Raw genomic sequence first — 20,709 nt, forward strand, 5'->3', positions numbered from 1 at the left:
GGCGGGTTCAGCCGATCAGGCGCTGCTTGGCGCGGGTGAACTCGTCCTCGGTGAGCGCGCCCGCGGTGCGCAGGGCGGCCAACCGCTCCAGCTGGCCGATCAGCTGCTCGCCGGCGTCGAGCCCGCTGCCGGACCCGGCAGCGGGCCCGGCGGCCGCGGCCGGGGCGGCGGCGGCGAGTTCGGGCTTGCGGGTGGTGCGGGCGGCCCGTGCGGCGGCCCGGAGCTGCTCGGCGAAGAACTCGGCCTTGACCACCTCCTCGAAGCGGTGCGAGCCGGTCAGCGCCACCACCAGGAGCACTTCACCGTTGAGCTTGGTGCGGGTCACGGTGGCGTCGGTGACGGCGGCGAGCGGAACCGGTACCGGAGGCTTTCCGTCCTTCAGGAAGAGCAGCCGGTGGGTGGTCAGCACGAGCACTCCCTTGCGGAAGTGGTCGGGGTGGCGGCCCGCGGTGGAGGCGACCGGCTTCTCGTCGTCGAGCACGTTCGCCTCGACGGTGCGGATCGTCTCGGCCCGGTTGGTTTTGCCGCGGTTCCCGGATGCCTCGAAGGCGGCGTCGATCAGATCGGTCCAGTCCATGGGATCGAGCCTACGGGAGCCGCTCAGTAGGCTGCTCGGTGAGCGAGAGGAACTGGCATGCGAGGCGGCGCCGGGCAGTTGCTGGCGGGGCGGTACCGGCTGACGGACCGTCCCGAACCGCTGCGTGCCCACGCGGTGGACGAGCGGACCGGGGAGTCGGTGCTGCTCAGCGCCCTGGAGTTGCCGGGGCTGCTGACGGTGGGACAGGACCCGGAGGAGGCGGCCACGGCGCAGGCGGACCGGCTGGTGCGGCGGGTCGCGGCGGTCGGCTCGGCCGCGCCGGTCGCCCACCCGCGGCTGCTGCGCGGGGTCGGGGCGTTCGTCGACGGCGAGCTGCTGTGGACGGTGGAGGAGCGGCCGGCCGGGCGGACGGTGGCCGAGCTGCTCGCCGACGGGCCGCTGTCGCCGTACCGGGCGGCCGAGTTGGCGGCGGACCTGGCCGGCGCGCTGCGGGCGCTGCACGCGGCCGGGCTCACCCACGGCAATCTGACCGCGGAGTCGGTGCTGGTCTGCGAGGACGGCGCGGCGATGCTCGGCGGGCTGCTCGCCGGGGTGGCGCAGGAGGCGCTGGCCGAGGAGCTCGGCGGGCCGGCCGGGCGGCGCCGGTACGAGGTGCGGGCCACCCTGGTCGGTCCGGTGGCGGAGCGCTGGCCGCTGGACGGCGGCCCGGCGGGCGACTGCTGGGCTCTCGGGGCGCTGGTGCAGCGGCTGGTGACCGGCCGTTCGCCGTACCCGGAGCGGGACGTGCCGGAGCTGGTGACGGCCGTACGGGACGGGCGGCGCGAGCCCGCGGCGGTGTGCGGGCCGCTGGCGCCGCTGGCGGAGCGGCTGCTTCAGCCCGATCCGGTGCGGCGGCCGACGGCGGAGGCGGTGCGCGGGGAGCTGGCCGTGCTGTTGGCGGGGGCGCCGGAGCCGGTCGACGAGGAGCGGGTGGAAGGCAGCCTGATCGGCAGGGTGCCGGCGCCGCGGGTGGAGGTGCCGGCGGCGGTTCGGCGGCCGGGCGGGCGCGCCGGGAAGGCGGTGCCCCGCAAGGGCGGGAACGGCCGGGACTTCGGGGCGGGAAACGGGGCGAAACCGTCTCGGATACCCCCGGCCCTCTTGGGTCCGCTGTTGGTCGCGGGAGTGTTTGTGCTGCTCGTGTCGGGAATTGTCGCGGTGGTGCTGTTCGCAGGCTGACGGTCCTTCCGGATTCCGGTCGTCCGGTCCAGCGGGTGGGTGTGATTACCGGGGGAGGCAAGGTGCGCCTAATGTGTGCGTGGGATTTGTTCGAACAGTGGTCTGCACCAGGCCCTCCGTCGCGGTGACGGCAGGCGGAATGTGTGGGGGAGCGGGCGCAGATGGGCGTGCAGGACCGGCCGGAGGCGGCCGAGGCGGAGCGGTTGCTGGCCGGGCGGTACGAGCTCGGCGAGCGGCTCGGCCGGGGCGGCATGGGCACCGTCTGGCGGGCCTGGGACCGGATGCTCGACCGTGAGGTCGCGGTCAAGGAGCTGACCGTCAACCACCTGCCCGAGGAAGACCTCCAGATCCTGCACACCCGGATGAAGCGCGAGGCCAGCGCCGCCGCCCGGATCAAGCACCCCGGCGTGATCACCGTGCACGACGTGCTGGAGCAGGACGGCCGGCCGTGGATCGTGATGGAGCTGGTCGACGGCCGCTCGCTGGCCGACGTGATCAGCCAGGACGGCACCCTCCAGCCGCGTGCCGCCGCCGAGGTCGGCAGCCAGGTGCTGGCCGCGCTGCACCGCGGCCACCAGCTGGGCGTGCTGCACCGGGACGTGAAGCCGGCCAACGTGCTGCTGGAGCGCGGCACCGGGCGGGTGGTGCTGCTGGACTTCGGCATCGCGAAGTACGAGGGCTCGACCGAGCTGACCCGGCCGGGCGACCTGGTCGGCTCGCCGGACTACCTGGCGCCGGAGCGCGCCCAGGGCGAGCGGCCCGGGCCGGCCTCCGACCTGTGGGGCCTCGGGGCGACGCTGTACGCGGCGGTCGAGGGCCAGTCGCCGTTCCGCCGGGACTCGCCGATCACCACCCTCGCCGCGGTGGTCGACGAGCCGCTGCCGGAGCCGCGGCGGGCCGGCCCGCTGGGGCCGGTGCTGGCCGCGCTGATGGCCAAGGACCCGGCCGAGCGGCCCACCGCGGACGAGGCGGCCCGGATGCTGGCCGAGGTGCGGGCCGGGCACACGATGGGACTCAAGTCGGTCGCCCCGATGCGCATGCCCACCCAGTCGGTGCCGGTGGTGGACCGCAGCGAGGCTCCCGAGGAGTCCGCGGCGGAGCCGGCCGAGGGGTCGGAGGAGCCGACCGAGCCGCAGGCGGCCGCACCCGTTCCCACGGAAGACACCGCCGGGGGCGCGCAGACCGCCGCCCAGGCGCCCACCGGGCCCGTCACGCCGGTGCCGCACTCCGATGCGCCCGTGCGCGGACCGGCCAAGCGCCGCAGCCTGCTGAAGATCGTGGGCATCGCGGTGGCCGTCGGCCTGCTGGCCGCCGCCGGCACCTTCCTCGCCACCCGGACGGTGGTGGGCGGTGGCGGCGCCGGCAGCACCCTCGACGACCCGACGCCGACCGCCGTCGAGTCCACCGGGCCGGAGCCCACCAGCGACGCCAGCCCCGCGATAGCACCGCCCAACGGCTACCACTGGGTCGACGACCCGGCCGGCTTCCGCTTCCCGCTGCCGAACGGGACGCCGTCCTGGCAGCGGATCAGCTCCGGGGACAACCAGATCTACTACACCCCCGACAACAAGGTGCACTACCTCCAGTTCGCCGTCACCGTCGGCCAGTCGGTCAAGCCGCTGGAGCACCTGCGGCAGATGGAAATCAGCCTCACCAAGTCGCTCAAGGACTACAAGCAGCACCGGATGGCCGGCAGCGCGGTGAAGGGCCAGGAGGCGGCGGTCTGGGAGTTCAGCTACGCGGCCAAGGAGGGCGGCCGCCGGCGGGCGATCGAGACCGAGTTCATCAGCCAGGACGGCACCAGCTACGCGATCTACTCGTCCAGCCCGGAGAAGGGCAGCGAGTGGAACGAGGCCGAGCAGCGCTTCAACGCGGTGCTCAACAGCTTCACCCCGATCCGCTGACCGGCGCCCGCTTTCACCCGACTGGGGCAGATTCTTGTTACCGACGGGTACCGGACCGGCCGCCGAGCGCCTAGGCTGCGCCGTATGTCGGACCTCACAGCAGACGCAGTGGCCACCGAACACCCCGGCGCCGGCAACCCGGCCGCCCCCGGCGGCGGGCGGACCGTCGCGACGGCCGTCCCGCCGTCCCTGGTCGCGAGGCTTGCCGCCGGCGTCACCGCCACCGGTGAGCCCGACCTGGTGGAGACCCTCGCCCCGCTGACCGGTGAGCCGCTGGCCAGCCTGCCGCAGTCCACCCCGGCCGACGTCGAGGTCGCCTTCCAGCTGGCCCGCCGCGCCCAGACGGCCTGGGCCGCGCTGCCGGTGCGCCGCCGGGCCGCCGTCCTGCTGCGCTTCCACGACCTACTGCTCAAGCGGCAGGACGAGGTGCTGGACATCATCCAGGCGGAGACCGGCAAGGCCCGGCTGCACGCCTTCGAGGAGGTGCTGGCCGTCGCCATGGCCGCCCGGCACTACGGGCGGGCCGCGCACGGGTACCTCAAGGACAAGCGGCGCGGCGGAGCGCTGCCGGTGCTCACCCACACCGTCGAGGGCCGCCGCCCCAAGGGCGTGATCGGCCACATCTCGCCGTGGAACTACCCGCTGGAGCTGTCCGTCGGCGACGCCCTGCCCGCCTTCGCGGCCGGCAACGCGGTGGTCAACAAGCCCGACACCCAGACCGCGCTGACCGCCCTGTGGGCCCGCGAGCTGCTGGTCGAGGCCGGGCTGCCGGCCGACCTGTGGCAGGTCGTGATCGGCGACGGCCCGGTGATCGGCCCCGCCGTGGTGGAGCACGCCGACTACGTCTCGTTCACCGGCTCCACCCGCACCGGCCGCGACGTCGCCCAGCGGGCCGCCGCCCGGCTGGTCGGCGCCTCGCTCGAACTCGGCGGCAAGAACGCCATGCTGGTCCTCGCCGACGCCGACCTCGACGCGGCCGCCGCGGGCGCCGTCCGGGCCTGCTTCTCCTCCGCCGGGCAGCTGTGCATCTCGATCGAGCGGCTGCTGGTGCACCGCTCGGTGGCCGACGAGTTCCTGGAGCGCTTCGCCGCCCGCACCCGGGCCCTGCGCCTGGGCGGCGGCCTCGCGTACGGCGCCGACATGGGCTCGCTGGTCTCCGTCCGCCAGCTGGAGACCACCACCCGGCACGTGGAGGAGGCGGTCAAGGCGGGTGCCACTGTGGTGGCCGGCGGGCGCGCCCGGCCGGACCTCGGCCCGTTCTTTTTCGAGCCGACCATCCTCGACGGCGTCACCCCGGAGATGGCGGTCTGCGCCGAGGAGACCTTCGGCCCGGTCGTCTCCGTCTACCGCTTCGACACCGAGGAGGAGGCGGTGGCCGCCGCCAACTCCACGCCGTACGGCCTGAACTCCAGCGTCTGGACCAGGGACCTGCGGCGCGGCCGGACGGTCGCGGCCCGGCTGCGCACCGGCACGGTCAACGTCAACGAGGCGTACGCCGCCACCTACGGCTCGGTCGCCGCGCCGATGGGCGGCATGGGGGACTCCGGGCTGGGCCGCCGGCACGGCGCCGAGGGCATCCTGCGCTTCACCGAGGCGCAGACCATCGCCACCCAGCGGCTGATGCCGCTCGCGCCCTCGTTCGGCCTGGACGACAAGCAGTTCGCCGCCATGATGACCGGCGGGCTGCGGGCGCTCAAGGCGCTGCGCTTCAAGTAGGCCTTCGGCAAGACGCGCCTAGGGCCCCGCCGGACCGGCGGGGCCGAACTCGCGGTACCCGCAGACAGGTTCACCCGGTGAAGGAGCGGTGGCAGATGGTGGAGTCCGGCGGTGCGGCGGAGTTCGACTACGACGTGGTGGTGGTCGGGTCCGGCTTCGGCGGTTCGGTCGCGGCCCTGCGGCTGACCGAGAAGGGCTACCGGGTCGCCGTCCTGGAGGCGGGACGGCGCTTCGACCGGGACGAACTGCCCAGGAACTCCTGGGACGTGGCGAACTACCTGTGGGCGCCGCAGCTCGGGCTGTACGGCATCCAGCGCATCCACCTGCTGGCCAACGTGCTGATCCTGGCCGGCGCCGGGGTCGGCGGCGGCTCGCTGAACTACGCCAACACCCTGTACGTGCCGCCGAAGGCCTTCTTTGATGACCGCCAGTGGCGCCACATCACCGACTGGCAGCAGGAGTTGGCGCCGTTCTACGACCAGGCGCAGCGGATGCTCGGGGTCCGGCTCAACCCGACCCTCACCCCCTCCGACGTCCACCTCAAGGCGGCCGCCGAGCAGATGGGCGTCGGCGACACCTTCCACATGGCGCCGGTCGGGGTCTTCTTCGGCGACGGCGAGGACGCCGGGGGCACCTCCCGGACGGAGTCCGGGGGAGGTTCGGCCAAGACCGCGCCCGGCCGCGAGGTCGCCGACCCGTACTTCGGCGGTGCCGGCCCGGCCCGCAAGGCCTGCGTGGAGTGCGGCGAGTGCATGACCGGCTGCCGGCACGGCGCCAAGAACATGCTCACCGAGAACTACCTGTACCTGGCGGAGCGGGGCGGTGCGGAGATCCACCCGCTCACCACGGTGGCCCGGATCCGGGAGTGCGGCGGGGCCGACGGGAGCCGTGGCTTCGCGGTGGACGTGCGCCGCACGGACTCGCGGTCGAAGACCGACCGGGTGAAGGCGGGCGCGCGGACCATCACGGCCGCCCGGGTGGTGGTCGCGGCCGGCACCTACGGCACCCAGTCGCTGCTGCACCGGATGCGGGAGTCCGGCCACCTGCCCCGGATCTCGGAGCGGCTGGGCGAGCTGACCCGCACCAACTCCGAGGCCCTGGTGGGCGCGCAGACCACCGACCGGCGCTACGGCACCCGGGCGGACTTCACCAAGGGCGTGGCGATCACCTCCTCGATCCACCCGGACGCCAACACCCACATCGAGCCGGTCCGCTACGGCAAGGGCTCCAACGCGATGGGCGCGCTGTCCATCGCCCAGGTCAAGGGCGGCGGGAAGGGCCCGCGCTGGCTGCGCTACCTGGGCAACTCGGCGCTCCACCCGCTGAACTTCGTCCGCTCGATGAACCAGCACCGCTGGTCCGAGAAGACGATCATCGGGCTGGTGATGCAGTCGCTGGACAACTCGATCACCGTCTCGCTGAAGAAGGGCCCGCTGGGCAAGGCGCGGCTCACCTCCACCCAGGGCCACGGCGCCCCCAACCCGACCTGGATCCCGGCCGCCGAGCAGGGCGCCCAGGCACTGGCCGACGAGATCAACGGCTTCGCCGGCAGCACCGTCGGCGAGATCTTCGACATCCCGATGACGGCGCACTTCCTCGGCGGCTGCCCGATCGGCGACGCCCCCGAGACCGGCGTGGTGGACCCGTACCACCGGCTCTACGGCTACCCGGGGATCAGCGTGGTGGACGGCTCGGCCGTCTCCGCCAACCTGGGCGTCAACCCCTCGCTCACCATCACCGCCCAGGCCGAGCGCGCCATGTCGATGTGGCCCAACAAGGGCGAGGCGGACGGGCGCCCGGCGCAGCACGAGGGGTACCGGCGGGTCGCGGCGGTGGCGCCGGTGCGCCCGGCGGTGCCGGAGGGCGCGTTCGGGGCGCTCCGGCTGCCGCTGCTGCCCGTCCCGGAGGTGCCGAAGAAGCGCGGCTGAACCAGCGCTACCGGCCAATCCGCGTGCGCCGGTGCCCGGTTGACATCCGTTCGGATCCGATGGGATAAACGGGCTCCTCCCTGGGGCCGCCAGGGACTCGTCGAGCGGGGGGAACGCGGGCCATGGCCAACTGCACATCGTGCGGCGCGACTTCGGAGGGGGGAGCGACCGTCTGCGGTGCGTGCGGACGGCCGTCGACGCCGCCGCCTCCGTCGCCGCCCCCGCCGCCCCCGTCGGCCCCGCCGACGGCCGCGCGGCCCGTCGTCCCGCCGCCCGCCCCCTCGTACGCCCCGCCGCCCGGCGCGCCCGGGTACCCGCCGCCCGCGGTGGGCAGCTGGGGCGGCGGGAAGCCGTACGAGCCGCGGCGCGGGCCCTCGCCGGTGCTGCGCCGGCTGATCGGGGCGGACTGGCGTCCGGCGCTGGCGGCCGCGATCGCCCCGACCGGCGTGCTGCTCCTGGCCGCGCTGATCGCGGCCGTCCCGAGCGGCTACGACTACGACTCGTTCGCCGCCTCACCCGGCTTCGGCGACCGCTACGGCACGGCGCTGGCGATGGCGCTGAACGCGCTCGGCGCGCCGTTCAAGCTGACCGGGCACCAGATGTCCGGCGGCGAGTCCATGAACGACCTGGAGCTGGCGCTCCGGGTGCTGCCGATGACCGTCTCCGTGCTCTGGGCGCTGGCGCTCTGGCTCGGCCTGCGGGCCGGGGCCCGTCGCCGCAGGGCGGGCGGCGCCCAGCTGACCAGGAGCCAGGCCGGGGGCGAGGCGCTGCGCACCGCCGTGGTGCTGGCCGGGGTGACACTGCTGCTCGGGCTGGTCTGCGGGACGACCTGGCAGCCGACGGAGTTGGACCCCGACGAGGCCCTCTCCTCGATTCGGATCCTCGGGATGAGCTTCGGCGCGGACTCGGGCTGGCCGGAGGCGGTCGGCTGGACCGCCCTGCTGGCCGCCGCGCTGGCCTTCACCGTCTACGGCACCGACGCCCTGCGCTGGGCGGCCTGGCGCAGCGCGTCGGTGCGCGGCTGGGCGGTGGCCGCGCTGACGGCGGGCCGGGCGCTGGCGCTGTCGGTCGGCCTGGCCGCGCTGGTGGCCTTCGTGCTGATCGCGGCGAACGGCAAGAGCGGCGTGGAGACGGCGGTCTCGCTCGCCTTCCTGCCCAACCTGGGCCTGCTGCTGCTCGGCTTCGGCTCGGGGGAGACCTGGCGGGTGCACGCCGGGCTGTCCGGCGAGGACACCGGCTGGGGCGATCGCAGCAGCACCGTGGAGTTCTCCTTCTTCGACCTGCACGGCGCGACCGGCGACTGGCGCTGGAGCGGCCTGCTGGCGCTCGCCGCGGCGGGCCTGCTCGGCTGGTCGGCGTACCGGCGGCGGCTGGACGCGGCCGACCGGATCCGGCTGGCGACCGTGTACGCGGTGCTGATCACCGTGCTGACGGTGGTGGCCGGCGGGCAGATGGTCAGGACGATGTCGATGCCGGGCTGGATCTCCTCGGGCCGGGTGGACATGTCCCAGGAGACCTCGGTCGGCCTGGGGTTCCTCAGCGTGCTGCTGGCCAACCTGCTCTGGGCGGTGGTCGGCGCGGTGCTGGTGCCGCCGCTGCTGACGGCCTTCCGCGGCCGGGGCGTGGGCGCGCCGCACACCGCCGTGCCGTACGCCGAGTCGCCGTTCGCCGCGGCCCAGGGCGCCGCGGCCCAGGGCGCCGGGGCCCAGGGCGCCGGGGCTCAAGATCCCGCGGTGCCGCCGCAGGTGCCGTACCCGACCCAGGGGCACGGCGTCCCGCCGCAGGCCGCGGGCCCGAGCGAGGTGCTCGACTCGCACCAGGCGCAGCCGCCCGGCGCGGTGCCGCCGCCTCCGGGCCAGGACTCGGTCGACCCGAGCGTCTGGCGCCGGCACCCTTGAGCGCTCCGGGCGGGGGTGCCCGGGAAAGGGCAAAGGGCCCCGCGGGGGAACGGGGCCCTTTGTCGGCCAGCACCGGCGTCAGGGCCGCGCCAGTGCTGGGGTGACGGCGCCGGGGGAGGAGCGCCGTCGTGTCGGTTGGCTTTCGGGGTGCGCCCCGAGCGGGCGCTCACGCCCGCGTGCGACGGGGTCGGCACGTGGGTCTGCGCCGGTCCTGCGCTCACGGAGCGTTAACTGAAACCGCTGCCGTCTCCCTGCGGCACGGTTGCGGAGACAACGCCGCGGGACTCCTCGGTGGGCCGCGAGGCGCCGGGAGAACCGCGTACAACGAGCATCGTGCTGGACGAAGGGCTCGCTCTGCAACCGGTTCGGCGCAGTTGGGCCCAGAGCATGTGTCGTCGGGACCGCCACCGATGATCACGGTGTGTAGCGGTCTGAATGGTTGCGGCGCACGGGGACACGCGTAGCGGCACTCACGGGACGAGGGAGTGCGCCGGGGCGCGCACCGGATCGGACCGGGGGTGCGACGGCCGGCCCCGGGCGTCCCCGGGCCCCGGCCGTCCCACCTCTCGGCCCAGTCGCGGCCGGGTCGCTGTCCCCTGCTGTCCGGCCGCGGCACCCGCGCACGGTCCCACGGAGCCGGGCGCCCGGCGGGCCGGGCGGCGGCACCACGTGCGCCGGTGGACTGGGGTGGAACTCCACGCGTGGTCCTGCTGCCGTACGGCGGTGCCCCCGCGGGGACGGGCGGCGCGTCTGGCGGACGCGGCGCGGCCGTACGGTCGTGAGGAGCAACGAACCGCCGCCCCGCCCGGTCACGGTCCACCGGACGGGCAGACGAGTGAAACCGGACAGCCCGGTAGAATCGGTGTCCAGACACCCCACACCGTCCGCCGCCGCAGCCGGGGAGGCGGTCGTGCGGGACACCTCGTTACCGCTGCCGGAAGGCCGTCTGTGTCCTCTGCAATTCCCGTCCAGTCCGCGCCGGACAACGACCCCGTCCTGGTGGTCGACTTCGGCGCCCAGTACGCCCAGCTCATCGCCCGTCGGGTGCGTGAGGCGCGGGTCTACAGCGAGATCGTGCCGAGCAGCATGCCGGTCGCCGAGATGCTCGCCAAGAACCCGAAGGCGATCATCCTCTCCGGCGGCCCGTCGTCGGTCTACGAAGAGGGCGCGCCGCAGATCGACCGCGCGATCTTCGAGGCCGGCGTCCCGGTCTTCGGCATGTGCTACGGCTTCCAGCTGATGGCGACCAGCCTCGGCGGCACCGTCGACAACAACGGCGCCCGCGAGTACGGCCGCACCCCGCTGACCGTCTCCCGCACCGGCTCCACCCTGTTCGAGGGCGTCCCGGCGCAGCACTCGGTGTGGATGTCGCACGGCGACGCCTGCTCCGCCGCCCCGGAGGGCTTCACCGTCACCGCCTCCACCGACCTGGTGCCGGTCGCGGCCTTCGAGAACGACGAGGCCCGGCTGTACGGCGTCCAGTACCACCCCGAGGTGCTGCACTCCGACCACGGCCAGCAGGTCCTGGAGCACTTCCTCTACCGCGGCGCCGGCATCGCGCCGACCTGGACCACCGGCAGCGTCGTCGACGAGCAGGTCGCCCTGATCCGCGCCCAGGTCGGCAACAAGCGCGCGATCTGCGGCCTGTCCGGCGGTGTGGACTCCGCGGTCGCCGCCGCCCTGGTCAACAAGGCCATCGGCGACCAGCTGACCTGCGTCTACGTCGACCACGGCCTGATGCGCAAGGGCGAGACCGAGCAGGTCGAGAAGGACTTCGTGGCCGCCACCGGCGTCCAGCTGAAGGTCGTCGACGCCTCCGAGCGCTTCCTGAACGCGCTGAAGGGCGTCTCCGACCCCGAGCAGAAGCGCAAGATCATCGGCCGCGAGTTCATCCGGGTCTTCGAGCAGGCCCAGGCCGAGATCATCGCCGAGGCCGGCGAGCAGGGCGAGTCGGTCGACTTCCTGGTCCAGGGCACCCTGTACCCGGACGTGGTGGAGTCCGGCGGCGGCGAGGGCACCGCCAACATCAAGTCCCACCACAACGTCGGCGGCCTGCCGGAGGACCTCCAGTTCCAGCTGGTCGAGCCGCTGCGCAAGCTGTTCAAGGACGAGGTCCGGATGGTCGGCCAGGAGCTCGGCCTGCCGGAGGAGATCGTCCAGCGCCAGCCGTTCCCCGGCCCCGGCCTGGGCATCCGGATCGTCGGCGAGGTCACCAAGGAGCGGCTGGACCTGCTCCGCGACGCCGACGCGATCGCCCGCGAGGAGCTGACCGCGGCCGGTCTGGACCGCGAGATCTGGCAGTGCCCGGTCGTGCTGCTCGCCGACGTCCGCAGCGTGGGCGTGCAGGGCGACGGTCGCACCTACGGCCACCCGATCGTGCTGCGCCCGGTCTCGTCCGAGGACGCCATGACCGCCGACTGGTCGCGCCTGCCGTACGACGTGCTGGCGAAGATCTCCACCCGGATCACCAACGAGGTCCGCGACGTCAACCGTGTCGTCGTCGACGTCACCAGCAAGCCGCCGGGCACCATCGAGTGGGAGTAAGCACTCCCGTCGGTCGCCAGGGCACCAATGCGCCCTGAGACCGAAGCCTGAACGGTCGCGCCGTCGTTCCCGTACTGGAGGGAGCGACGGCGCGGCCGTTTTGCCGTGCGGGCGGCGCCCGCCCGGTGGACCTCCCACCGAATGCGGGTGGGAGCGGGCAGAATGCGGACCGGACCTGTCAGGGACTGGCAGGCGGCGAGGGAAGGTGTGAGGGATGTCGGAGGCCAGCAACCCGGTGCCGGCCGGCGGGGGAGCGGCCGGACGGGCCGAGCGGGCGGCGCAGCGGCGGGCGTTCGCGTCGAAGTACGCGCTGCTGCCCCTGCGGCTCTTCCTCGGCGTCACCTTCGTCTACGCCGCCCTGGACAAGCTCTCCGACGCGCACTACCTGGCCGGGGCGGGCGACCCGGCCTCCTTCGTCTCGCAGACCCAGGCCGCCAAGGCGGGCGGCAGCCCGATCTCCTTCCTGCTGGGCCCCGCCCTCGACCACCCCACCCTGTTCGCGCTCGCCATCGCCTTCGGCGAGCTGGCGGTGGGCCTGGGCACCCTGTTCGGCCTCTGGGGGCGGGTTGCCGCGCTCGGCGGCGCGCTGCTCAACCTCAGCCTCTGGCTGACCGTGAGCTGGAGCGTCTCGCCGTACTACCTCGGCAACGACCTGGTCTACCTGATGGCGTGGATCCCGCTGCTGCTGGTCGGCACGCCGTACCTCTCGGTGGACGGCTACCTGGCGCGCCGGGCCGAACGGGACCGGGTGCGCGGGCTGGGCGAGGAGCAGGTCAAGCGCCGGGCCCTGGTGGACGGCGGGATCGCGGCCGTGGCGATCGGCGGGGCCGGGCTGCTCACCGGCTCGCTGACCCGCACCTTCGGCCGGGACAAGTCGGCCGCGACGAAGGAGTCGGCCGCCCCGGTCCAGCCCGCCGCCCCGACGGCGGCCCCCACCCAGGCCGCGACGCCCGCCCCCACGGTGGCCGCCGCGAGCGTGCCGGTCGGCGGCTCGGCCCAGGTCAAGGACCCGGCCACCGGGGACACGATCCACATCGTGCAGCCCACGGCCGGCCAGTACTGCGCCTTCTCCGCGGTGTGCACCCACTCGGGCTGCGCCGTGGACGCGCCGAAGAACGGCAAGATGTACTGCCCCTGCCACGGCTCCCGGTTCGACGCGGCGACCGGCGCGGTGGTCAACGGGCCGGCCGTCAAGCCGCTGCCCAGGTACGCCGTCACCAAGGACGGGGACCGGCTGACCCTGGGCCCGCAGCAGAGCTGACGGCCCAGGGGGCGCCGGTCATTCCTCCCGGTCGGGCCGGCCGCGCCGGGCCACCGCCGCGACGGCGCCGATCAGGCCACCGACGCCGAGCACGATGAAGGCGACCGGGATGACGATCCGCCCGTTCACCGACTGGTCGTTGAGCGCCGCGACCAGGTAGACGACCGCGATCACGGTGAACAGCCCGCCCGCGATCAGCGAGAACAGGTCGAGCCGGTGCTTCCTCACTGCTGGACCACCTTGATGTTGCCGAGCCCGAGTCCGAGTTCGAGATTGAGGGTGCCCTTGGCCGGCTGCCCGTTGGCAGGGCCGATCAGGTAGTCGTGCCGCCCGGTGCCGTCGCGTTGCGCGCCGGGGACGGAGACGTTGCCGAGGCCGATCTTGGTCGTCACGTTCACCGTCACGTCGTCCGGCACGATGACGGTCATGTCGCCGGCGCCGAGGTCGACCCTGGTGGTGAGGACGGCCCCGGCCGGGTCGACCGCGGACAGGTCCAGCCGGATGTCCCCGGCGCCCAGGTTGTACCGGTCGCTCAGGTCGGCCGCCGAGGCGACGGTCCAGGTGCGGTTGCCGACGGCGTCGCCCACGGACTTCGGCGAGTGGCCGACGAAGGCCAGCACCAAGGTGAGCAGCAGACCGGTCGCCGCCAGCCGGCGGGCCCGGCCGAACTTCGCGCCGACCAGCAGCGTCAGGCCCACCACCAGCAGCGCGGCGGCCAGCGTCACCGTGCTCCGCACGGCGGTGGTGTGGTGGTCGGCGGAAGCGGCCCAGACCGCGGCGCCCGCGCCGATCGTCAGCAGGAAGCCGAAGAAGCCGAGCGCCGAGCGGTCCCGGGAGCGCCGTGCGGCGACGGGCTCGGGGCGGTGTCCGGGGCGCTCCTTGCGCAGCGGGTCGCCCTCCGGCAGGTCGGTGCGCTGCCACCAGGGCTGGGCCGGGCCGCCGACCGGGGGTACCGGGGTGCCGTACGGCGGGGTCGGGGCGGCCGAGGAGCTGCCGTACGGGTTGCGCTCGGGGTGGCGCGGGTCCCACAGGTAGCCGCCGGGGGCGGGGGCCGGGCCGTCGGCGGGGGCCTTCGCGGCGAACGGGGCGGCGCCGTGCCCGGCCGCCTGATCCTGCTCCGGCCGCGGCCAGCGGTACCCGCCGCCGGCGGTCGCGGTGTCCTCGGGCTCGGGGAAGTGCCGGTCGTACGGGCCGCCGCGGTGGCGCTCGCGACCCCGTCCGCGCCGGCGCTCCGGGTCGTAGCGCACCGCCAGGAAGACCAGGCCGCCGAGCAGCAGCAGCGGGAACATCTGGTCGCCGTCGCCCATCGAGGAGAAGAACACCCCGGTGCCGATCACGGTCAGCAGCACCGCGCCGACCGACTGGCCGGTCACCCGGCCGGTGAGCACCCGCTGGAGCTCGGTGTGCCCGCCGCTGCCCTTGGCCTCGCCGTCGGTCGGGACGATCAGCCAGGCCAGGCCGTACAGGAACAGCCCGAGGCCGCCGGAGAGGCAGAGCACCACCGTGACGACCCGGAAGACCACCGGGTCGATGTCCAGGTGCCGGCCGAGGCCGCCGCAGACACCGGCCACCACGCGGTGCTGCTCGGCCCGGGTCAGTGGCGGGCGGTCCGGTTCCGGCGGGGCGGCGGGCCCGGCCTCCTCGATGCGGGGGTCATCGGTCATGGGCACCATCCTTCCGGCAGGGGCGGGTGCGGCCCAACAGGGTCCACCCCGGTCCGTACCCTGACTTGTCCCTGATACCGGATGGGGACACACCCTGATGCGCCCGCGGGGGCGCGCGTGGAACCATCGGGGCGTGGCAGCCCCCGGTACCGATCCCCGAAACCTCACCCCCGACCCCGCCTCGTCGGCCGGTGCCGACCCCAGCGCGCCCGACGGCGGGAAGCCGCCCTACCGACGGCTCTACCGCAGCCCGCGGGGGCGGATGCTGGGCGGCGTCGCGCACGGCCTGGCGGTGCACCTCGGGCTGCCGGTGCGGTGGGTGCGGTTCGCCTTCGTGCTGCTGTTCTTCGCCCAGGGGACCGGCGCGCTGCTGTACGCCGCGTTCTGGTTCGTGGTGCCGATCGGCATCGGCGAGCCCTCGCAGCGCGGCGGCGCCCAGTGGGTGTACTTCAACGGGGCGTTCGTCCCGGCCTCGCCCGGCCTCCAGGGCGGGCTGCTGAGCAAGGGCGGCGGCCGGGCCGCCGGCTGGCTCGGCCGCACCCGCCGACTGCTCCAGCACACCCTCCAGGGCGAGCCGGTGACCGCCCCCGCCGAGGGCGAGGAGAGCGCGCCGGCCGCCACCGGCGGGCAGGGCGGCCTCGGCCAGCTCGCCGCCCTGGTGATGACGGTGATCGGCCTGATCGCCCTGCTGAACGTGCTCGGCCTGCAGACCGCCAAGCCGTACACCTGGCCGCTGCTGGCGATCGGCGTCGGCGTGGCGCTGGTCTGGCGGCAGGCCGACGACTCGCGCTGGCAGCGCTGGTTCGGCATCGAGGAGGGCGAGAAGCGGCGCGGCGCCTACACCCGGGTCGGCGCGGGCGTGCTGCTCGCGGTGGCCGGCACCATCGCGCTGCTCGCCATGCAGGGCAGCGGCTCCACGGTCAGTGCGGTGATCGAGGCCTCGCTGGCGGTGCTGGCCGGCGTGCTGGTGCTGCTCGGCCCGTACGGCCTGCGGCTCTGGCAGGACCTCGGGGCCGAGCGGACCGCCCGCATCCGCGCCCAGGAGCGGGCCGAGATCGCCGCGCACATCCACGACTCGGTGCTGCACACCCTGACCCTGATCCAGCGTCGGGCCGAGGACCCCAAGGAGGTGCTGCGGCTGGCCCGCTCCCAGGAGCGCGAGCTGCGGCTGTGGCTGTACCGCCCGGAGGCCGCCGCCGAGGCCGCGCCGGACACCATGGCGGAGTCCCTGCGCGCCGCCGTCGCCGAGGTCGAGGACCGGCACGGCGTGCCGGTCGAGCTGGTGATCGTCGGCGACTGCCCGATGGACGAGCGGATCGCGGCGCAGATGCAGGCCGCGAGGGAGGCGACCGTCAACGCGGCCAAGTACGGTGGCGGGGGACCGGTCCAGGTCTACGCCGAGGTCGAGGGGAGGACGGTGTCGGTGTTCGTGCGCGACCACGGGCCCGGTTTCGACCCCGACACGGTGCCCGAGGACCGGATGGGCGTACGGGAGTCGATCATCGGCCGGATGAAGCGCAACGGCGGCACCGCTCGGGTGCGGCCGGCGGCGGGCGGCGGTACCGAGGTCGAGCTGGAGATGGAGAGAACGAATGACTGAGGCAGCTCCGGAGCGCACGGCCAGGGTCGTGCTGGTGGACGACCACCGGATGTTCCGGACGGGGGTCAGGGCCGAGATCGGCCGCACCGAGGTGACCGGCATCGACGTGGTCGGCGAGGCCGACGACGTGGATTCGGCGGTCCGCGTGGTCGCCGAGACCAGGCCCGACGTGGTGCTGCTCGACGTCCACCTGCCCGGTGGCGGCGGCGTCGAGGTGCTGCGCCGCTCGGTCGGGGTGATGGGCGAGCAGGGGGGAGTGAAGTTCCTGGCGCTGTCGGTGTCGGACGCCGCCGAGGACGTGATCGGCGTCATCCGCGGCGGCGCGCGCGGCTACGTCACCAAGACCATCACCGGCACCGACCTGGTGAACGCGATCTTCCGGATCGCCGACGGCGACGCGGTGTTCTCGCCCCGGCTGGCCGGCTTCGTGCTGGACGCCTTCGCCGCCACCGACACCCCGCCGGTGGACGAGGACCTGGACCGGCTCACCCAGCGCGAGCGCGAGGTGCTGCGGCTGATCGCCCGCGGCTACGCGTACAAGGAGATCGCCAAGCAGCTGTTCATCTCGGTGAAGACGGTCGAGAGCCACGTCTCCGCCGTGCTGCGCAAGCTCCAGCTGAGCAACCGCCACGAGCTGACCCGCTGGGCCACCGCCCGCCGCCTGGTCTGATCGTCCTGCCGACGAGCCCGTCCGGTTCCCCGGGACCGGGCGGGCTTGTCGGCGGGTGGCCATAGACTCGATGTGCCATGAGTAGCCTCTTTGACGACCTTCCGCTCCCCGGTTTCGAGGCACCCGCCGCCGGGTCGAAGCAGCCCGCCCCCCTCAGCGAGGAGCCCCCGCCGTACGAGGACGAGGTCCCGTACGACGCGTACGAGGAGGCGATCCCGGACGGGCTGTTCCAGACCACGGCTTTCCACGAGCCGGGGGGCGCCGCCGAGACGGAGCGGGACGCCTGGTACCGCAACGGCGCCGCCCGGACGGTGGTGGACCCGGCACAGCTGCTGGAGGGGATGAACGACCCGCAGCGCGAGGCGGTGCTGCACGCGGGCTCCCCGCTGCTCATCGTGGCCGGCGCCGGCTCGGGCAAGACCAGGGTGCTGACCCACCGGATCGCCTACCTGCTGGGCGCCCGCGGGGTGCAGCCGGGCGAGATCCTGGCGATCACCTTCACCAACAAGGCCGCCGGCGAGATGCGCGAGCGCGTCGAGGCGCTGGTCGGCCCGCGCGCCCGGGCGATGTGGGTCTCCACGTTCCACAGCGCCTGCGTGCGCATCCTGCGCCGCGAGTCCAAGCAGCTGGGCTTCACCTCCAGCTTCTCGATCTACGACTCGGCCGACTCGCAGCGGCTGATGTCGCTGGTCTGCCGCGACCTCGACCTGGATCCGAAGCAGTTCCCGCCGAAGTCCTTCACGGCGAAGGTCAGCAACCTCAAGAACGAGCTGATCGACGAGGAGACCTTCGCCGACCAGGCCGCCAACCCGATGGAGAAGAAGCTCGCCGAGGCGTACGCGCTGTACCAGCGGCGGCTGCGCGAGGCCAACGCGCTGGACTTCGACGACATCATCATGACGACGGTGAACCTGCTCCAGGCCTTCCCCGACGTCGCCGAGCACTACCGGCGCCGGTTCCGGCACATCCTGGTCGACGAGTACCAGGACACCAACCACGCCCAGTACACGCTGGTGCGCGAGCTGACCGGCGGCTCGGTGGCCGACGCGCCCAAGCGCACCGTGGACGGCGAGCCGGTGAACCCGGCGGCCGGGCGGCTCGCCGAGGTGCCGCCGGCCGAGCTGTGCGTGGTCGGTGACGCGGACCAGTCGATCTACGCCTTCCGCGGCGCGACCATCCGCAACATCCTCCAGTTCGAGGAGGACTACCCGAACGCCACCACGATCCTGCTGGAGCAGAACTACCGCTCCACCCAGACGATCCTCAGCGCCGCCAACGCCGTCATCGAGCGCAACGCCAACCGCCGCGAGAAGAAGCTCTGGACGGCCGGGGACCACGGCGAGAAGGTGGTCGGCTACGTCGCGGACGACGAGCACGGCGAGGCCCAGTTCATCGCCGACGAGATCGACCGGCTCACCGACAAGGGCGAGGCCAAGCCCGGCGACGTCGCGATCTTCTACCGGACCAACGCCCAGTCCCGGGTGTTCGAGGAGGTGTTCATCCGGGTCGGCCTGCCGTACAAGGTGGTCGGCGGGGTGCGCTTCTACGAGCGCAAGGAGGTCCGGGACGTCCTGGCGTACCTGCGGGTGCTCTCCAACCCGGAGGACACCGTGCCGCTGCGCCGGATCCTCAACGTGCCCAAGCGCGGCATCGGCGAGCGCGCCGAGGCGATGATCGACGCGCTGGCCGCGCGGGAGCGGATCTCCTTCGCCCAGGCGCTGGTGCGGGTCGACGAGGCGTACGGGATGGCCGCGCGCTCGGCCAACGCCGTCAAGAAGTTCAACACCCTGATGGCCGGGCTGCGCCAGGTCGTCGAGTCGGGCGCGGGCCCGGCGGCGGTGCTGGAGGCCGTCCTGGAGGAGACCGGCTACCTGGCTGAGCTCCAGGCGTCCACCGACCCGCAGGACGAGACCCGGGTGGAGAACCTCCAGGAGCTCGCCTCCGTCGCCCTGGAGTACGAGCAGGACCCGGGCGAGCGGCCGGACGCCGGGGAGGAGGGCACCCCGCCGGTCGGCTCGCTGGCCGACTTCCTGGAGCGGGTCGCCCTGGTCGCCGACTCGGACCAGATCCCGGACGAGGACGCGGACGGGCAGGGCGTCATCACCATGATGACCCTGCACACCGCCAAGGGCCTGGAGTTCCCGGTGGTTTTCCTGACCGGCATGGAGGACGGGATCTTCCCGCACATGCGGGCGCTCAACCAGGTCAAGGAGCTGGAGGAGGAGCGCCGGCTCGCGTACGTCGGGCTCACCCGGGCCCGCGAGCGGCTCTACCTGACCCGCTCGGTGCTGCGCAGCGCCTGGGGGCAGCCGGCCTACAACCCGGCCTCGCGGTTCCTGGAGGAGATCCCGGAGGCGCTGGTGGAGTGGAAGCGCACGGGGGCGGCGCAGGCGCCGGTCCAGCGCGGCTACTCCTCGGGCTCGTCCTGGGGCAAGTCCTCGTCCGGGGGCGGGAGTTCGCGCTCCTCGTCCTCGTCGGCGGCATCGCCGAAGGCGGGCTGGGGCCAGTCGGCGCGGCGGGCCGGCAAGGCGGTGGAGCGGGACGTCGTCTCGCTCGCGGTCGGCGACCGGGTCACCCACGACACCTTCGGGCTGGGCACCGTGGTGGGCGTGACGGGCGTCGGCGACCGGGCGCAGGCCACCGTCGACTTCGGCACCGAGGGGCGCAAGCAGCTGCTGCTGCGCTACGCGCCGGTGGAGAAGCTCTGACGGAGGAGCCGTGATCCGCTAGCGCGGGTCCAGCCCGTTGGAGAGGAACCAGGGCAGCGGGTCGATCGGCCCGCTGCCCGGGGGCCGGATCTCGAAGTGCAGGTGCGGGCCGGTGCTGTTGCCGCTGCTGCCGACGAAGGCGATCAGGTCGCCCTGCTTCACCGGGCCCTTGCGGACCTTGTACGCCCGCAGGTGGCAGTACCAGGCCTCGGTGCCGTCGGGCATCTTGATGATCGTCATGTAGCCGTAGAACGGGTTCCACTGGGTGCGCAGGGTGCCGTCGGCCACCGCGTAGACCTCGGAGCCGCCGTTCACCGGGAAGTCGATGCCGGTGTGCTTGTTGGCCCAGTGGGTGCCGTCCGCGCCGAACAGTTCGCCCAGGCCGTGCTGGGCGACCGGCATGACCGCCTTGGGCTTGGCCGGTTCGGGCGTCGGCTCGGGGGTCGGTTCGGCGGTGGGGGCCGCTGCCGGGGCCTCGGTCGGGGCCTCGGTGGGCTGGGCGCCGGCCAGCGGCCGGCGGGCGTCGCCGCGCGAGGCCTGGGTCTGGCCGCCGGTCGCGACCGCCTGCGCGGCCTGGGCGGCCGCGCCGTCCGGGGCGGTGTCCGCCGCGGTCCGCGGCACCTGGCCGGCGGCCTGGGCGCGCTGCTGGTCGGCCGTCTCGCCCTGCACCGTGATCGCGGCCGCCGCGGCCACTCCGAGCGCGGCCACCGACGGCAGCGCGACCCGCAACAGCGCCGTCCGGGTGGCCGCCTTGGCGGCGTCGCGGCGCTGGGCGCGGGACTGCTCGCGGGCGGCGAGGCGCAGTTCCGCGCGAGTCGGACGGGTGGCTGCTTCGGGAGCCATCGGGGGCTGCCTCCTCGGTGGGCCTCGGACGTCGTCGGGCGAGGGAGAACAGCCGTGACTGTAACTCCAAGGCCGATCCCCCGGAAAACCCTCCGGATGTCAAGGGGTCGGTCGGGCGGTCTGTGCGGAGGTTGCGGGGAGGACGGGTATACCCGCTGGTAGCAAGGGCCGGAGCTGTGACTTTGCCCTCCTCTTGGGAGGTGGCACGGTCAGCCGTGCC

At 74.0% G+C, this 20,709-nt stretch carries 14 protein-coding genes; 10 read left to right on the forward strand and 4 right to left on the reverse strand.

Annotated features, from left to right (window positions below):
- Positions 1–7: 7 nt before the first annotated feature.
- Positions 8–577 (reverse strand): SHOCT domain-containing protein, encoded by a 570-nt coding sequence (locus QWJ13_RS12240; protein WP_316523679.1) that lies wholly within the window; start codon positions 575–577, stop codon positions 8–10.
- Between the two features lie 57 nt (positions 578–634).
- On the opposite strand from QWJ13_RS12240, the gene QWJ13_RS12245 reads away from it, so the two are divergent.
- From QWJ13_RS12245 to QWJ13_RS12275, 7 genes are all read left to right on the forward strand, one after another.
- Positions 635–1,753 carry a protein kinase domain-containing protein gene (locus QWJ13_RS12245; RefSeq protein ID WP_316523681.1) on the forward strand — a complete coding sequence of 373 codons (1,119 nt, stop codon included), beginning with the start codon at positions 635–637 and terminating at the stop codon, positions 1,751–1,753.
- 161 nt (positions 1,754–1,914) lie between these two features.
- Complete coding sequence (locus QWJ13_RS12250) at positions 1,915–3,657, forward strand: serine/threonine-protein kinase (protein ID WP_316523684.1); 1,743 nt, start codon at positions 1,915–1,917, stop codon at positions 3,655–3,657.
- Positions 3,658–3,741: 84 nt separating this feature from the next.
- The gene (locus tag QWJ13_RS12255) at positions 3,742–5,373 is read left to right on the forward strand and encodes a succinic semialdehyde dehydrogenase (RefSeq protein ID WP_316523686.1); all 1,632 of its coding nucleotides are present in this window, start codon (positions 3,742–3,744) and stop codon (positions 5,371–5,373) included.
- Between the two features lie 95 nt (positions 5,374–5,468).
- Positions 5,469–7,301 (forward strand): GMC oxidoreductase, encoded by a 1,833-nt coding sequence (locus QWJ13_RS12260; RefSeq protein ID WP_316523687.1) that lies wholly within the window; start codon positions 5,469–5,471, stop codon positions 7,299–7,301.
- Between the two features lie 326 nt (positions 7,302–7,627).
- Positions 7,628–9,199: a hypothetical protein gene (locus tag QWJ13_RS12265; RefSeq protein ID WP_316523688.1), complete on the forward strand. Its 1,572-nt coding sequence runs from the start codon at positions 7,628–7,630 to the stop codon at positions 9,197–9,199.
- A 948-nt stretch (positions 9,200–10,147) separates the two neighbouring features.
- Positions 10,148–11,743, forward strand: a complete 1,596-nt coding sequence (gene guaA / locus QWJ13_RS12270; RefSeq protein WP_316523690.1) for a glutamine-hydrolyzing GMP synthase — start codon at positions 10,148–10,150, stop codon at positions 11,741–11,743.
- A 214-nt stretch (positions 11,744–11,957) separates the two neighbouring features.
- Positions 11,958–13,004 carry a Rieske 2Fe-2S domain-containing protein gene (locus QWJ13_RS12275; RefSeq protein WP_316523692.1) on the forward strand — a complete coding sequence of 349 codons (1,047 nt, stop codon included), beginning with the start codon at positions 11,958–11,960 and terminating at the stop codon, positions 13,002–13,004.
- An 18-nt stretch (positions 13,005–13,022) separates the two neighbouring features.
- Here the strand turns inward: QWJ13_RS12275 and QWJ13_RS12280 are convergent, their stop codons facing one another.
- Both QWJ13_RS12280 and QWJ13_RS12285 read right to left on the reverse strand, forming a co-directional pair.
- Positions 13,023–13,232: a hypothetical protein gene (locus QWJ13_RS12280; protein ID WP_316523694.1), complete on the reverse strand. Its 210-nt coding sequence runs from the start codon at positions 13,230–13,232 to the stop codon at positions 13,023–13,025.
- Positions 13,229–14,668, reverse strand: a complete 1,440-nt coding sequence (locus QWJ13_RS12285; protein ID WP_316523697.1) for a PspC domain-containing protein — start codon at positions 14,666–14,668, stop codon at positions 13,229–13,231. The genes QWJ13_RS12280 and QWJ13_RS12285 overlap by 4 nt, the downstream gene beginning before the upstream one ends.
- A gap of 262 nt (positions 14,669–14,930) precedes the next feature.
- Between QWJ13_RS12285 and QWJ13_RS12290 the strand changes: the two genes are divergently transcribed.
- The 3 genes from QWJ13_RS12290 (at position 14,931) to pcrA (ending at position 19,646) form a co-directional block, all read left to right on the forward strand.
- Positions 14,931–16,268, forward strand: a complete 1,338-nt coding sequence (locus QWJ13_RS12290; RefSeq protein ID WP_432277497.1) for an ATP-binding protein — start codon at positions 14,931–14,933, stop codon at positions 16,266–16,268.
- A complete protein-coding gene (locus QWJ13_RS12295) occupies positions 16,261–16,938 on the forward strand; it encodes a LuxR C-terminal-related transcriptional regulator (protein WP_316523700.1) in 678 nt (225 codons plus the stop codon). The genes QWJ13_RS12290 and QWJ13_RS12295 overlap by 8 nt, the downstream gene beginning before the upstream one ends.
- A 77-nt stretch (positions 16,939–17,015) precedes the next feature.
- The gene (pcrA, locus tag QWJ13_RS12300) at positions 17,016–19,646 is read left to right on the forward strand and encodes a DNA helicase PcrA (RefSeq protein WP_316523702.1); all 2,631 of its coding nucleotides are present in this window, start codon (positions 17,016–17,018) and stop codon (positions 19,644–19,646) included.
- Between the two features lie 18 nt (positions 19,647–19,664).
- Here pcrA and QWJ13_RS12305 read toward each other — a convergent pair whose 3' ends face one another.
- Positions 19,665–20,489, reverse strand: coding sequence for a M23 family metallopeptidase (locus tag QWJ13_RS12305; protein ID WP_316523704.1), 825 nt, complete (start codon positions 20,487–20,489; stop codon positions 19,665–19,667).
- Positions 20,490–20,709 lie beyond the last annotated feature (220 nt).

This window comes from Kitasatospora brasiliensis (genome assembly GCF_032654805.1).
In the GTDB taxonomy this organism is placed as follows: Bacteria; Actinomycetota; Actinomycetes; order Streptomycetales; family Streptomycetaceae; genus Kitasatospora; species Kitasatospora brasiliensis.